This is a genomic window from Priestia sp. 179-F W1.4 NHS, assembly GCF_045369295.1.
Classification (GTDB): domain Bacteria; phylum Bacillota; class Bacilli; order Bacillales; family Bacillaceae_H; genus Priestia; species Priestia zanthoxyli.
On record NZ_JBIQFF010000001.1, the window covers coordinates 949642 to 963928 of the forward strand.

Here is a 14287-nt window from a genome sequence, read left to right on the forward strand (position 1 = left end):
ATTAAAATGCTTTTTCATTGGCGGCTCGAATACTCTCTGGGAGAGAAATTTCAGCATTTTTGGGCTGATACGCAATTTTTCCGTTCAGCACATCATTTGCTTTTTGTAGGTCTAATAAATTTTCCCATCTTGCGATAACAAAAGCAGCTACCGCATAGCCAATAATATTGACCGTTGTCCGGTAATTACCCATAAAGCGATCAGGAGCGAGCATCAGAGCAACGGCTGCTACCGTAATGGATCCGGTTGCTGCTGCGGTAGCAGAAAGAGCAACAAAGGCTGATCCTGGAATGCCAGCCATTCCTTTAGACGTAAGAAGCAGGACCCCAAGCATTAAAAGCTGATCTGTCAGGCTCAAGTCCACGCCCGTTGCTTGTGCTAAAAAGACAAGAGCAAGAGACAGGTAGATAGAAGCACCGTCTAGATTAAACGAATAGCCGGTAGGCACAACAAGGCCAACGACTGCTTTGTTGCATCCTGCTTGTTCGAATTTATCCATGAGCTGCGGCATAACGGCTTCAGTGGAACCCGTAGCAAATGCCAGCATAATTTCTTCTCGTATATATAGAATGACTTTCCACAAACTTAATTTTAAATAGATTTGTAAAATAACAGCTAAAACAAGAACAAATGCTAGACAAGCAATTGTCATAGCAATAAATAGTTTTCCAAATGCAGCAAGTGTTCCAAGACCGTACTGACTGACTGCAAATGCCATGGCGCTAAACGTGGCAAGAGCCGTTAACTTCATGATGTATCCCATAATTTTAAATAACACATCATTTACTTTTTCTAATACGTGTAGAAGGGTCTCCGCTGTTTTTCCACCTATATGGACAAGAGCGATTCCGAACAAACACGAAATTAAAAGCACTTGAAGCATGGAGTTGTTTGAAAAAGCACCAACTGCACTGTCTGGAATCATATTAAGAAAAAAATCACCTTCGCTCGGAAGTTCGGAGCCGTTTGTCTTTGCGTCCACTTCAGTTGTGCTTAAGCTTGAAGGATCAACATTCATACCGGTGCCGGGGTTCATTACGTTTGCTACTAATAGACCGATAAGTAGAGAGAATGTTGTGACAATTTCGAAGTAAAGAATGGTTTTTCCACCGATACGCCCAACTGTTTTAATGTTTCCAACCTTGGCAATTCCGACAACGACTACCCCAAAGATAAGAGGAGCAATCAGCATTTTGATGAGCTTAATAAAACCGTCCCCAATTGGTTTCACAGCATTTCCAAAGCTTGGCCATAGATATCCTACGGCTACGCCAAGTACAATTGCCATCATAATTTGAAAGAAAAGACCTTTATAAAAAGGTTTTTGCTTACTTTTTGCCGCTGTTTGTGTCATGTGTTCTCCCTTCGTCGTACAATTTTTTTGATGTTACAATAGATGTTATGTTTTTTTACATTTTAACGTAAGGTTATTTGGGGTGTCATTGGTCTCTTTGACTAAAATTCAATAAAAATATTAGTTGAAGTGTATAAGAAGGGAAGGGAGTGGTTTAAAACATTATTATTTTTAATGTAGATCTTTAAAAAAACTAATAAAAAGCACATACAAAGGCATGTGCTTTTTATTTATTAAATTAGTTTAATTCCGCTAATTAAAATGATGGTCGCCATAATGGCTTGAAGCGGTCTTGAAGGCACTTTCGTTGATAAACGGCTTCCGAGTAACACACCCGGAATAGATCCAGTTAATAGGTTAGCAGTCAACATATAATCAACGCTTCCAAAGCTTGCATTTAAAATACCAGCCACCGTAACGAGAAGAAACGCATGTGCAATATCAGTACCAACCAGCTCAGATGTTTTTAACTTAAATAAGTACAGCATTGCAATGGCAAATAATGAGCCAGAACCAATCGATGTTAGTCCGACAATGAACCCAAAGACTACGCCAATTCCGATTGTTAATCCTTTTTTCTGATTTAAGTCCATTTCCTGAAACCGATTTGGGCGAATGAATTTATCAAAAAAGACGCGAAAGATAATTGAGATGGCAACCAGCGTCATGACGTACCCGAGAGCGTGCTTAATAATCGTTTCTTGATGCTCGTGAAAAGATGGGAATGCATGAAGTGTGACAATAGCCAGCACAGCGCTCGGAATACTTCCGAAAGCTAAATATTTTGCTAATTTAAAGTTAATGGTTCGCTGTTTGTAGTGCTGAGCGACTCCGAATAATTTTGTGATAGAATTGTAGACAAGATCTGTTCCTACGGCAATGGAAGGGTTAATGCCGAGTACAATCAGTAAAGGTGTTAATAAAGCGGCACCTCCAACCCCCGTTAAGCCTACAAGGGTTCCAACGAATAATCCCATTAGGGTAATTGATAGTTCCATATTTCGTCCTCCTACTCTCAAAACCAAGTACATTGATCTGATTATAGAGCATTGTAACTCATATGTAAATAAAATTCTGAATATTTTTAGTGGAGTTGAAAAGGTTTTCTTAGCCTTCACTATTTTAGGGAACGGACGATAAAGTCATAGGAAGTTATAAAAAAGTAAATAGAATACGTTTATTTATCTATGATTACGCTCTAATTTGTGTTACAAATGTAAATGCAATAAAAGAGTTTATTTTTATATCATTTGAAAGACCGGTGAATGCATGAGTTTTGTCACGAAAGATTTGTTAATTAATTTTTTATTTATTTTATTGGCGCTGTTTTTAGTGCAGATGTTTTATTTGATCAAGTATGCTAAAAAAGTTCATTGGTGGAAAGATCACTATATCGCGGTATTTCCGATTTTAGCTATTATCTTCTGCCTTTTGTTTCCGGTTAACGGAGCTTATGTCCCGGATGACTATCGAATGGATTTACGAAGAATTCCTTATATTTTAGGAACGTTATATGGAGGCTGGCCGCTAGGAAGCTTACTTTTTGTCTTTATTTTACTGCTGCGCTTGCTAATTGGCGGGTACGATGTAGGGTTTTTATCAACATTAATTGCTCTTCCGATTTTATCCATTCCTTTATTTTTCATAACAAAATACTTTTTACATTTCTCATTAAAAAATAGAATTATCGTGAGCACCTGTCTCAGCGTAGTCGGTTCTTTATTAGCTATGCTTGTATCTATTTTTGTCTTGCACGTAACAAGCATTCCTATTAGCGTGTGGGTTCAGTTTGCTGTTTTAGATGTGGCAGGCATGTTTGTGATCACCATACTGTGGGAAGCGATACGGGCAAATTTACTAGTGCTGCAGCGCCTGATGAAAGCAGAAAAGCTAGAAATTGTCAGTCATTTAGCCGCCAGCATCTCTCATGAGGTGCGAAATCCTCTAACTGCAAGCAGAGGGTTTATGCAAATGCTCCAAGAAGATGAAAAAGAACCCGCTAAAAAACGCTACATTTCCATTGCGATTAATGAACTAGACCGTGCGAAAGAAATCATTGATGATTACTTGCTGTTTGCCAATTCTGCTCCGGAACGAAATGAAAAAATGAATATTTCAGAAGAGATTCATCACGTCACCCATATTATGACGCCTCTTGCCAATATGAACGGGGTCGCTATTGATTTTACATTCGACGAAGAATTGAAGTTCTTTGTAATGGGAGAAAGAAGAAAGCTTCAGCAGTGTCTAATCAACTTATTTAAAAATAGTATTGAAGCCATGCAAAACGGAGGCACGTTAACTATTAAAGTAGGAAAAGAAGGCGGAGCTGTTATCGTTGATATTATTGATACGGGCTGCGGTATGACGCAAGAACAAATCAACCGGTTAGGCGAACCGTATTTTACGACAAAAGAAAAAGGTACGGGGCTTGGAACGATGGTATCTTTCAGTATTATTCATTATATGAAGGGAAAAGTAAGTGTGTCTAGCGTAAAAGGAAAAGAAACGTGCTTTTCACTTCAATTTCCTCTTTGTGAGTAAAGAGCAGCTTTAGGGCTGCTTTTTTTATATGCAAAAATTTTAAAAATAGATAAAAGTAAACTGATTATTAAAAAAGTATTGAATTTAAGAAATGAAAGCGTTACAATCTATTTAAAGTTATCCGAAACGTTTTGGAGGAATTTTGATTGACAACGATTAAAGATATAGCGCGAGTTGCCGGCGTATCTGTAACAACGGTGTCTCGGGCTTTAAATGGTTATTCAGATGTAAATGAAAAAACAAGGCAAAAGATTGCAGCCGTAGCAAGAGAGCTGGACTATAGCCCCAATACGTTAGCTCGAGGATTGGTTATGCAAAAGTCAAAGACAATTGGACTACTAGTTTCAGGCATCAGCAGAGAGAGCGTAAAAGATAATTTCACGTTTGAAGTATTGTGCGGTGTAAATGAGCGTGCATCTACTTTGGGGTATGACTTGATTTTATTTAATACAAACACGATGATGCAGCGAGAAAAAACGTATACTCAGCTTTGTCGAGAGCGAAGAGTGGACGGGGCAATTATTCAGGGCATCAAAAAAGAAGATCCTTATTTAAAAGAAGTAGTAGAAAGCGATATTCCTTGTGTTTTAGTTGATATTCCCGTCCATTCTAGTTCAGTAGGCTATGTCACCACCGATAATGCCTTGGGAGCTAAAAAAGCGGTTGAACATTTAGCGAGTCTTGGCCATCAGCATATTGGGATGATTAACGGACATGAAGACGCATTTGTCAGCCAAGAACGTCTCAATGGATACAGACAAGCCCTCAAAGAATGCGGTTTGTCGTTTCGGTCTGAATGGGTTGTAAGCGGAAAGTTTGAAGAAAAGAAAGCAGAGAAAGCTGCCAGTGAGCTTTTAAATAAGTATGAAGAGCTCACCGCTATTTTTTGTGCAAGTGATTTAATGGCACTGGGAGCATTAAAAGCATGCAAAGAACTTGGCCTTGATGTACCAAAAGACGTTTCGATTGTCGGATATGATAATATTGTTCTTGCTTCTTACTCGTCTCCAAATTTGACGACTGTAGGGCAGGAAGTATATCAGATTGGCTATGAAGCTGCAGATTTACTAATTGAGATGCTAGAAGGAAAAGAAACAAATATGAAGCGTTATCTTGATACACAGCTGATTATTCGAGAATCAACAGCTAAAAACCACGGCTAGTGGTTTTTATATAATGTAAAAACCGAAACGTTTCGGTTTTGTGTTTCATTTTTCCAAAACGTTTCGGTGAAATTTAGGGGGATGGAAATGGATTACCGTGTGATTAAAGAAAATGACTTATTTTTACTAACAGATCAAGCAGGAAATATCACTGAAAACCATCAGTATGGTTTAGGGCTATATATGAAAGATACGCGTTTTTTGAGCAAATTTCATTTGAAAATTAACGGTACAGATCCTGTGTTATTGTCCTCAAGTGCCGACGAAAACCTGTTAGCCACAATTCTTCTTACTAATCCGCATATGGAAAAAGAAGGAGAACTATCGCTGTGGCGAGAGTCTGTAGAAATAGAAAGAAAGCGCTTTATATATGAGGGTATTTTCTATGAAAAAATAAAATTGAAAAGTTATTTTCCTAAAAAAATTGCTTTTACATTAAGTATCCAAGCAGATGTCGATTTTAACGATATGTTTATCGTAAGAGGTTTTCAAACTGGAAATGTCGGAAAACGAACAGGGCAAATAAAAGGGGAAAGCAGTTTAATATATACATACGAAGGATCAGATGATATCAAGCGTTCGACACGGATTTCTTGGGATAAAAAAGCCTTACACGTGTATGAACAAGGAGAGGTTATGTTTTCTTTCGAACTGAACCATCAGGAAGAAGAAGAAATTACATTAATGGTTCAGCCGCAAATGGGCGAAGACATCAATGAAAATATTTTATCAGCTGGTGAAGCATTTAGTTTACTAACGCAGTCATATAAAAAGTGGGAAAAATCTTCTACAAAAGTGACAACCGATCATCCGACAATGCAGCGCCTTATTACAAGAGGACTTAACGACCTGCGCGTACTGCTAACGGATGTAGGATTCGGTGCTTTTCCTGTAGCTGGATTGCCTTGGTTTGGTGTGCCATTTGGAAGGGATAGTCTAATTGCAGCGCTTCAAATGCTGGCTTTTAATCCGGAAGTAGCAAAAGGAACGTTACGTACTATGGCAGCATATCAAGGAACGGCAAATGATCCATGGCGTGATGAACAGCCGGGTAAAATTATGCATGAAATACGTTACGGAGAACTAGCCAACACAAATCAAATACCTTTTACTCCATACTACGGAACAGTTGACGCGACACCATTATTTTTAATTTTGTTAACGGAATATGTGAAGTGGACGGGAGACTTCGAGTTTGTAAAAGAAATGCAAATGACTGTCGATGGAGCTTTGACATGGATCAATGAATATGGAGATCGAGACGGTGATTTATTTCTTGAATACCATCAAGAATCAAGTAAAGGAATTGCTAACCAAGGATGGAAAGACTCAGGGGATTCTGTTGTCCATCGCAGCGGTGAATATGCAAAAACTCCTATTGCTTTAGTGGAAGTACAAGGCTACGTATATCAAGCGAAAATGGGTATTGCTTCTTTATATGATCAGTTAAACAAAACAAATGAAGCAAATAATTTACGTGAAGAAGCTGAGCTGCTACGTAAAAAGTTCAATGAAGCCTTTTGGATGGAAGACGTGTCATTCTATGCCATTGCACTTGATGAACATAAACATCAAGTAGGAACGATTACGTCAAATCCAGGTCATGTACTTTTAACCGAGATGATGGATGAGGAGAAGCTGAACAAAGTAGCGGAAAGGCTAGTATCAGAATCTATGTTTTCGGGATATGGAATTCGTACAATGGCAGAAGGAGAAGCGGGTTATAATCCAATGAGTTATCATGACGGGAGCATTTGGCCGCACGATAATAGTTTAATTGTTCTCGGTTTGAGTAAAGCGAACAAGCAAACAGAAGTCAATAAAGTGATAAAAGGGCTGGTTGATGCAGTTGAGCATTTTGAATACGACCGCCTTCCAGAGCTATTCTGCGGCTATTCAAGTAACCTTGGCAAGCCTGTCAAATATCCCGTTGCCTGCTCACCTCAAGCTTGGGCAGCCGGCACGCCTTTAGCTTTCGTACAGGCGATGCTGAGACTGTTTCCTGATAGTACAGCAGGTACTATACAGATAAATCCTTTGCTCATAGACGATATGAATGAAATCTCTGTAGAAAACCTTGTGATTGGCAGTGGGAAACTTTCATTAACGGTTAAAAAAGAAGAAAGCGAAACTATTATTTACGTGAAAGAAAATACGACAAAATACGAGCTTCTATCTCAATGTAAAGTAAGAAATTATGTAGGTTAATGTTACTTCGACCGCGGCTTATTAAGCGTCAATTAATAAGCCGCAGGTCAATGAAATGAAAGGAGACAGCTAATGAAGAAGTGGATACTCGCTTTAAGTTTGGTTCTGGCAGTGGCTGGAGCAGCTTTAACTGGATGTTCAAATGTACAAGAAGTTTCTGGGGAAAATGGTCAAGTCGAAATTGTATTAGCCGGCTGGGGAGGCAACCCAACAGAGACGAAGCTGCTTAATCAAACTATTCAAGACTTTGAAAAACTCCATCCATCAATTCATGTGAAGCATGAAGTAATCACTGATCAATACATGGATATTTTAAAAACGCGTTTAATAGGTGGAAATGGTCCAGATGTTTTTTATCTTGATGCACTTGAAGCGCCGGGTCTTATTAATACAGGGGTTTTAGAACCTTTAAATTCTTATGTAAAATCTGATTTTGATGTTCAGGATTTTGAGAAACCATTATTGAAAGCGTTTCAAAAAAATGGAGAGACTTATGGTTTTCCAAAAGATTACTCCACATTAGGCTTATTTTACAACAAAAAGCTATTTAAAGAAGCAGGAGTAGAAGTACCAAAAACATGGGATGAGTTTAAAGAAGTTTCAAAAGTATTTAAAAAGAAAGGGATTCAAGCGTTTGGTGTCACGCCGGAATTAGCGCGTATCTTCTACATGGCGCAGGCAAACGGAGGAGACGTTGTAAAGAACAATAAGGCAAACTTTGCTACGAAAGAAGTCGTGGATTCTCTTCAGCCGCTCATCGATCAGCATTTAAAAGATAAAACGTCTGTACAGCCCTCTGATGTAGGCGCAAATTCAGGTACGGATATGTTTGCACAACAAAAAGTAGCTATGGTGATTGAAGGGAATTGGATGATTCCATTTTTACAGGAGTCCTTCCCAAAACTTGATTACGGTACAGCGGAAGTTCCGACAATAAACGGTCACAAAAATACGATGGCATTTACGGTCGCGTATGTAATGAATGCTGACTCAAAAAAGAAAAAAGCATCTTGGGAGCTCATTCAGTACTTAACCGGGAAAGAAGGAATGGAAACTTGGACAAGCAAGGGTTATGCATTGCCAACAAGAAAATCCGTAGCGGATAAGCTTGGTTTTGCTGAAGACGAAAAACGAGGTCCATTAGTAAAAGGAGCTGCTTATGCAACTGTCTGGCAAGATGGTCCGTATTTGCCTATTATCATGAATAACTTTAATAACCAGTTTTTAAGCGCCTTTTTGGGACAAAGTGATTTAGAAACAGCTTTGAAAAAAGCACAAAAGCAGGCAAATCAAGAGATTAGTATTTATGAATAAGGCTCGGCGGGGGAGTGGAGGAAATGAAAGACGGAAAAATACGAACGTACAAACCTCGTGATGTAGGGCAAGGATATGCTTTTATGACACCTACACTGTTTGTACTATTGCTGTTTGTTATTGCACCTATTTTTTATGCCATCTTTTTGTCTTTACATAAAGTTCAATTGCTGGGAGGAACTGAGTTTCATTTTCGAGGGCTTGAGAACTACATGAAGGTTCTTGAAGATGAGAAAGCTAAAATTGCTCTTTGGAATACGGTGAAGTATGTAGTAATTGTTGTACCGGTACAAACCGCATTGGCACTTATACTGGCTGCCACATTAAATGCAGGGCTAAAAGCAGAAAAAGTTTTTCGCATTATTTATTTTTTACCTACACTTACATCATCGGCTGTATTAACGCTTATTTTTATGTGGATGTACAATCAGAATGGGATTGTGAACGAGTTTCTAAAGTTTGTTGGTCTTCCAACTTACAATTGGCTTGGAGATCCTCAGGTCGCTTTGATTGCCATTATGATTATGAACATCTGGGCAACAGCTCCATTTTTTATGGTTATTTATTTGGCAGCTTTGCAAGACGTACCAGATTCGCTTTATGAAGCAGCTCAGTTAGATGGGGCTAATGTATTTCAACGATTTTGGCATATTACAGTTCCGAATCTGCGACCGGTTACATCATTCGTAGTGATCATGGGACTGATTGGTACGTTTCAGTTATTTGATCAATCGTTTATTTTCTCAGGAGGTTCAGGAGGTCCTAATAACTCGACTCTGACTGTTGTTCTGCTTATTTATCAATATGCATTTAAAAATTTAGGTACCATGGGGTATGCTGCAGCACTAGCCTTTATGCTGGCGCTCGTGATTTTGGTGGCAACGGTTATTCAGAGAAAGTTTTCAAAAGAAGAAAGTATGTACTAAGGGGGGGAAGAAAAAGATGAAGAAAAAAACAGGAGTCCTCATTTTATATACGATTTTCAGCATATACGCGCTGATTACTCTGATTCCATTTATCTGGGCGCTGTCAGCTTCTTTTAAAACGCTAGAAGAAATTGTGTCAGGTACGGTGAACTTTATTCCGAAACACTTTACGCTAGACAACTATAAACAAATTTTTGTGGAACAAAAGCTGTTCCCTCGCTGGATGTTTAATAGCTTATTCATTGCCGTAGTAGGAACAGCTCTGAATTTGCTATTTAACTCAATGGCTGGTTATGCCCTTGCACGCCTCAGTTTCCCGGGAAAGAAAAGTTTATTTATTATTATTTTAGCGGTGCTTATGATTCCTGGACAAGTAACGATGATTCCTAATTTTTTAATTTTAAAAGAGTTAGGCTGGTTAAATACCTATCAGGGAATGATTGTACCGGGAATGGTAAATGCGACTTTTATATTTATGATGCGTCAATTTTTTATTAATTTCCCAAAAGAGCTTGAAGAAGCAGCGGAGTTGGATGGGTTATCGAAGTTTGGAACATTCTTCAAAATAGTCCTTCCACTTGCAAAACCTGCCTTAGCAGCACAAACGATTTTTGTATTTATGGGGTTTTGGAATGATTTTATGAAGCCTTTAATTGTGATGTCTGATGAAAATATGTTCACGTTGACTTTAGGTCTTAACACATTTAAAGGTCAGTATATCAGTTATTGGAACTATATTATGGCAGCTTCCATGGTTTTTACACTTCCAATTTTGCTCATTTATGCGTTTTTTAACAAATATTTCATTAAAGGAATTTCGTTTACTGGAGGAAAATAAAAAAGAGGCTGGGATAAAAGTATTTTAGTTGGAATTACAAACGAACGATTAATTAAAAAATCATAATCGTTCGTTTTTTGTTGTTATGGTGAGCGTGAATTTCATATGTTTAGTTGCTTCTAGCTGTTGATTGAAGTTCACTCACATACTGATCAATCATCGTTTGCAGTTCCTCTAGGTTCGTTTTACTGTTGTTAACAGGCAGCTGCTTTAATGAATGCAGGGCACTATCCACAACAAACTTGCGTGGATTCGATTGTTTAAACATCTCTTCTTCAATAAAACTAATAAGCTCTGTGCATTTTTGACGTTCGAATTCATCCGTAAATTGTTTGTGAGCTTGCTTTTTTAAATCGATAAGTGCTGCGGAAATGTCCTGTTCTATTTGATTTTTAGTATTTGGGCAAGATGGAAGCCATTCTTTGATCGTTTGCGGATCGAGCAAAATGTCTCCTGAACTTGCTACTTCGTCTACAAGAGGAAGCAGACGCTTAACGCTGTAAGTTATAATCTCATGGGGATCAGTCTTTGTACCATTGACCATAAAATTATAGTGAAAGTTGCGGTGAAGCATGCCAAGAAACATAATTGCACAATCTAGCAGATAAGGTTTCTTTTCTTGTCCAAATAAATCAATAAACCGTTTGTAGAACCAGTTTACTTCAATGAACTGGGTTTTTTTTATGTATGCTTTTAAATCAGGATCATTAGAAACAAATACTTCTTCAAGTAACGTAAAAAATTTATGTTTGTGATGGTTTTTCATCTGCGCATCGATCTGTTTAATAAATACATCTACATCGGTCAGACTTTTACCAACCAGCAGCTGATTGCGCTCTTGTTCAATTGTTGTATGAAGCCAGGTAAAAACAGCGATTAACAATTCATTTTTTGAAGAAAAATAGTTGTAGAATGTTCCTTTTGAAATGCCGCTATAATCAATGATGTCTTGAATGGATGTAGCTTGAAATCCCTTTTCAACGAAGAGATGGTGTGCATTTTTTACAACTTGCTGTTTTCGATTATTCATTATTATCACCTAAATGTAAAATTAGACTCATGGTCCAACTTCATGATACATGATTTAAAGCGTTTACACAAATGTTCTTTTCAGAAAACTGAACGATATCACGACAATTTATTGGTATAAAAGGATTATAGGACTAAAAAAGTTGAGAAAATAAAGAACGTGAACGTAAGATTTTTCACTTGCATAAATTGGACTCACAGTATAATATACTCTATGTAGAACACGTGTCTAAAAAAATGAACCTAAAGTATAAGGAGGTACAATAATGAGTCGATCGATAAATCAAATGGAAAAGCCGCCTTATGGCATAATTGCTATTTTGTTAATTGGCGCTTTTATCTCATTATTGAATGAAACGTTATTAAATGTGGCGCTGCCGTCTATTATGAAAGACTTAGATGTGACAACGTCAACTGTCCAGTGGCTTTCTACTGGTTATATGTTAGTGAATGGTATTATGATTCCAACTACCGCTTTTTTAATTCAGCGCTATTCTGTCAGAGGCTTATTTTTAACGGCGATGACTTTATTTACAGCAGGAACAATACTTGCAGGTGCTTCGCCCGTATTTTCTGTGTTGTTAACCGCTCGTATTATTCAAGCGTCAGGCGCAGCTATTATGATGCCGCTTTTAATGAACGTATTGCTCACAAGTTTTCCATTAGAAAAACGCGGAGCTGCGATGGGGATTTTCGGTTTAGTTATGATTTTTGCTCCGGCAATTGGTCCTACATTATCAGGATGGCTAATTGAACACTATGAGTGGAGAATGCTGTTCCACCTTGTTACGCCAATCGCAGCCATTGTATTAATAGGCGCTTTCTTCCTATTAAAAGACAAAAAAGAAAAAGTGGAAATCAATTTGGATTTTTTATCCCTTTTGCTATCTACAATTGGATTTGGCGGACTTCTATACGGGTTTAGCTCAGCAGGGGATAAAGGCTGGGATTCTGTGGAAGTATACGGTACCATTATCGTAGGAGCTGTGGCTCTGATTTTATTTATTACACGTCAGTTCAAGCTTAAAACACCGATGCTTGAATTCCGCATTTTTAAATATCCAATGTTTGCTTTATCATCAACGATTTCGATGGTGATCACAATGGCATTATTCTCAGCCATGCTGCTAATGCCAATTTATGTTCAAACGGTACGGGGCATTTCTCCTCTTCATTCAGGATTACTAATGCTTCCAGGTGCGCTGCTAATGGGTGTGATGTCACCGATTACCGGAAAATTATTTGATAAATTCGGAGCGCGTGCATTGGCTGTAACGGGTCTAACGATTACAGCCGTTACGACGTATTTCTTCAGTAACTTAGAGCTTGATACGACCTATACAACGCTCATTACGCTTTACACGCTTCGTATGTTCGGAATGTCTATGGTGATGATGCCGGTTATGACAAACGGATTAAATCAGCTTCCGCAGCGTTTTAATCCGCATGGTACTGCGATGAACAATACGCTTCAACAAGTATCGGGAGCCATTGGTTCGGCTCTTTTAGTAACGGTGATGTCAAACCGTACAGCTACTCATGCAAAAGAGCTCGCTCAAGATGCAATGAGCGGAGCAGGAGCAGCTAATGCAACCGCAGCCGGGGCAGCTCAAATGAAAGAACAGATTGGGATGCAGGCAATGGTACAAGGGATTAACGATGCGTTTGCTGTCTCAGTAGTCCTAGTGGTGGTTGCCTTAATTCTTTCATTCTTCATGAAACGCGCAACGCCGGCAAGTGAAGATGAAGTGATAAAGGAAACAGCAGCACGTGAGCAGTTTGCTAAATAAAAAAATCCCCGCTGAGACAGCGGGGATTTTTTTTAGCTTGTATATCTAAAGCTTAAGCCCATTTTCTTTAATAATTTCCTGTAACCGATGGACGTTTGATCAGCCATAATATGCGCTTCCATCTGCAGGTCTAAAGGCAAGTCTTCAGGTTTTTGGTTTTCAACCATTTCACGGTCTTCGTCAAAGACGCGAAGGTTAAAGTCATACACACCTTCAACGGGAGAATCTTTGTCAAAGTTTCGAGCGATTGGCGCGAATAAACGTGTTTCGCGGGCTGAAATAGGAGAGACTGCATTCATAATCCACAGCTCTGCGCCTTCTGGGAAGTATACTTTTAGCGTAGCTGTAAACGGGGGATAAACATCAAAGACGCGAAGCCATTTAAAATCAGGTGGATTTAAATGCTGCTGTTCTTTGGAATAATTGCTCACGGTGCTCGTATATTCTACATGAAGCCCATAGTCTGTATCGCTTACTTTATATTTAGGCACAAAGGCGTTGTTTCGATCACCAAATGTGTCTGTGTGAACCCAAGCAAAATGAGCTACGTCTAAAAAGCCTTCCATTTGACGACCGGCTGAACCCATGATATCAAAGCTCGGACAAACAATTTGCTGAAAATCAGGGTCCTCCCACGCATCGAAATAAGGCAGGTTATCTTGTTCTCCTGTCAGGGACGTCCACACTAATCCATATCGTTCAATAACTGGATAGACGGCCATACAGAGACGGGGAGAAATGTTGGCGTCAGGGTGAGCTGGAATTGACGTGCATGCGCCGTCCGTTGCGTAGCGGAAGCCGTGGTAAGGACAGACAATTTCATCATCTTCCACCCAGCCCATGCTAAGCGGGGTGCCTCGGTGAACGCATAAATCACGTGCCGCTACAACTTTGTGTGTGGTGCGGTATAAAACTAGATTTACATCTAGTAATTTTACGGACGTTGGTTTTTCTGTTACATCACTGCAGCGTGCGACGGGGTACCAATACTTAGCAAGCGTCGTCCAATCTTCCAGGCTGAACGTGCAGTCTCTTGGGTAGGGAGTTGCCGTTTTTGATTTTGTCATGGTTGGTTGTTGTTCCATCTATTTTCTTCCCTTCTTTTGTAAGCTATTTTACTA

Annotated in this window: 11 protein-coding genes; 7 read left to right on the forward strand and 4 right to left on the reverse strand. The window is 38.9% G+C overall.

All coding sequences use genetic code 11. From position 1 onward, the window contains the following. Position 1 precedes the first annotated feature (1 nt). Both ACH0CI_RS04865 and ACH0CI_RS04870 read right to left on the reverse strand, forming a co-directional pair. Positions 2 to 1354, reverse strand: coding sequence for a cation:dicarboxylate symporter family transporter (locus ACH0CI_RS04865; RefSeq protein WP_406900945.1), 1353 nt, complete (start codon positions 1352 to 1354; stop codon positions 2 to 4). Positions 1355 to 1587: 233 nt separating this feature from the next. After that, positions 1588 to 2352: a sulfite exporter TauE/SafE family protein gene (locus tag ACH0CI_RS04870; protein ID WP_335706742.1), complete on the reverse strand. Its 765-nt coding sequence runs from the start codon at positions 2350 to 2352 to the stop codon at positions 1588 to 1590. A gap of 271 nt (positions 2353 to 2623) precedes the next feature. Here ACH0CI_RS04870 and ACH0CI_RS04875 point away from each other — a divergent pair, with 271 nt between their 5' ends. The 6 genes from ACH0CI_RS04875 to ACH0CI_RS04900 all read left to right on the forward strand — a co-directional run bounded on the left by ACH0CI_RS04875 (position 2624) and on the right by ACH0CI_RS04900 (position 10347). After that, entirely contained in the window at positions 2624 to 3898 is a 1275-nt protein-coding gene (locus tag ACH0CI_RS04875; protein ID WP_335706743.1) for an ATP-binding protein, read from the forward strand. A 146-nt stretch (positions 3899 to 4044) separates the two neighbouring features. Further along, entirely contained in the window at positions 4045 to 5061 is a 1017-nt protein-coding gene (locus ACH0CI_RS04880; RefSeq protein ID WP_028415038.1) for a LacI family DNA-binding transcriptional regulator, read from the forward strand. 87 nt (positions 5062 to 5148) lie between these two features. After that, positions 5149 to 7269, forward strand: a complete 2121-nt coding sequence (locus ACH0CI_RS04885) for an amylo-alpha-1,6-glucosidase (RefSeq protein ID WP_335706745.1) — start codon at positions 5149 to 5151, stop codon at positions 7267 to 7269. A gap of 72 nt (positions 7270 to 7341) precedes the next feature. Then, complete coding sequence (locus ACH0CI_RS04890; protein WP_028415036.1) at positions 7342 to 8583, forward strand: ABC transporter substrate-binding protein; 1242 nt, start codon at positions 7342 to 7344, stop codon at positions 8581 to 8583. A 23-nt stretch (positions 8584 to 8606) separates the two neighbouring features. Beyond that, positions 8607 to 9509, forward strand: coding sequence for a carbohydrate ABC transporter permease (locus ACH0CI_RS04895; RefSeq protein ID WP_034270586.1), 903 nt, complete (start codon positions 8607 to 8609; stop codon positions 9507 to 9509). Positions 9510 to 9525: 16 nt separating this feature from the next. Further along, positions 9526 to 10347: a carbohydrate ABC transporter permease gene (locus ACH0CI_RS04900; RefSeq protein ID WP_335706746.1), complete on the forward strand. Its 822-nt coding sequence runs from the start codon at positions 9526 to 9528 to the stop codon at positions 10345 to 10347. A gap of 109 nt (positions 10348 to 10456) precedes the next feature. On the opposite strand, the gene ACH0CI_RS04905 is transcribed toward ACH0CI_RS04900, so the two are convergent. After that, complete coding sequence (locus ACH0CI_RS04905) at positions 10457 to 11377, reverse strand: TetR/AcrR family transcriptional regulator (protein ID WP_325075037.1); 921 nt, start codon at positions 11375 to 11377, stop codon at positions 10457 to 10459. A 265-nt stretch (positions 11378 to 11642) separates the two neighbouring features. Here ACH0CI_RS04905 and ACH0CI_RS04910 point away from each other — a divergent pair, with 265 nt between their 5' ends. Next, entirely contained in the window at positions 11643 to 13166 is a 1524-nt protein-coding gene (locus ACH0CI_RS04910) for a DHA2 family efflux MFS transporter permease subunit (RefSeq protein ID WP_335706747.1), read from the forward strand. A 32-nt stretch (positions 13167 to 13198) separates the two neighbouring features. Here the strand turns inward: ACH0CI_RS04910 and ACH0CI_RS04915 are convergent, their stop codons facing one another. Further along, the gene (locus tag ACH0CI_RS04915; protein WP_028415032.1) at positions 13199 to 14251 is read right to left on the reverse strand and encodes an aromatic ring-hydroxylating dioxygenase subunit alpha; all 1053 of its coding nucleotides are present in this window, start codon (positions 14249 to 14251) and stop codon (positions 13199 to 13201) included. Positions 14252 to 14287: the final 36 nt, after the last annotated feature.

What these genes read in the sequence shown, in the direction of transcription:
- ACH0CI_RS04885 (WP_335706745.1), top strand. Translation starts at nt 5,149, where the DNA reads ATGGATTACCGTGTGATTAAAGAAAATGACTTATTTTTACTAACAGAT.
- ACH0CI_RS04870 (WP_335706742.1), bottom strand. Translation starts at nt 2,352, where the DNA reads ATGGAACTATCAATTACCCTAATGGGATTATTCGTTGGAACCCTTGTA.
- ACH0CI_RS04915 (WP_028415032.1), bottom strand. Translation starts at nt 14,251, where the DNA reads ATGGAACAACAACCAACCATGACAAAATCAAAAACGGCAACTCCCTAC.
- ACH0CI_RS04905 (WP_325075037.1), bottom strand. Translation starts at nt 11,377, where the DNA reads ATGAATAATCGAAAACAGCAAGTTGTAAAAAATGCACACCATCTCTTC.
- ACH0CI_RS04875 (WP_335706743.1), top strand. Translation starts at nt 2,624, where the DNA reads ATGAGTTTTGTCACGAAAGATTTGTTAATTAATTTTTTATTTATTTTA.
- ACH0CI_RS04910 (WP_335706747.1), top strand. Translation starts at nt 11,643, where the DNA reads ATGAGTCGATCGATAAATCAAATGGAAAAGCCGCCTTATGGCATAATT.
- ACH0CI_RS04900 (WP_335706746.1), top strand. Translation starts at nt 9,526, where the DNA reads ATGAAGAAAAAAACAGGAGTCCTCATTTTATATACGATTTTCAGCATA.
- ACH0CI_RS04865 (WP_406900945.1), bottom strand. Translation starts at nt 1,354, where the DNA reads ATGACACAAACAGCGGCAAAAAGTAAGCAAAAACCTTTTTATAAAGGT.
- ACH0CI_RS04895 (WP_034270586.1), top strand. Translation starts at nt 8,607, where the DNA reads ATGAAAGACGGAAAAATACGAACGTACAAACCTCGTGATGTAGGGCAA.
- ACH0CI_RS04890 (WP_028415036.1), top strand. Translation starts at nt 7,342, where the DNA reads ATGAAGAAGTGGATACTCGCTTTAAGTTTGGTTCTGGCAGTGGCTGGA.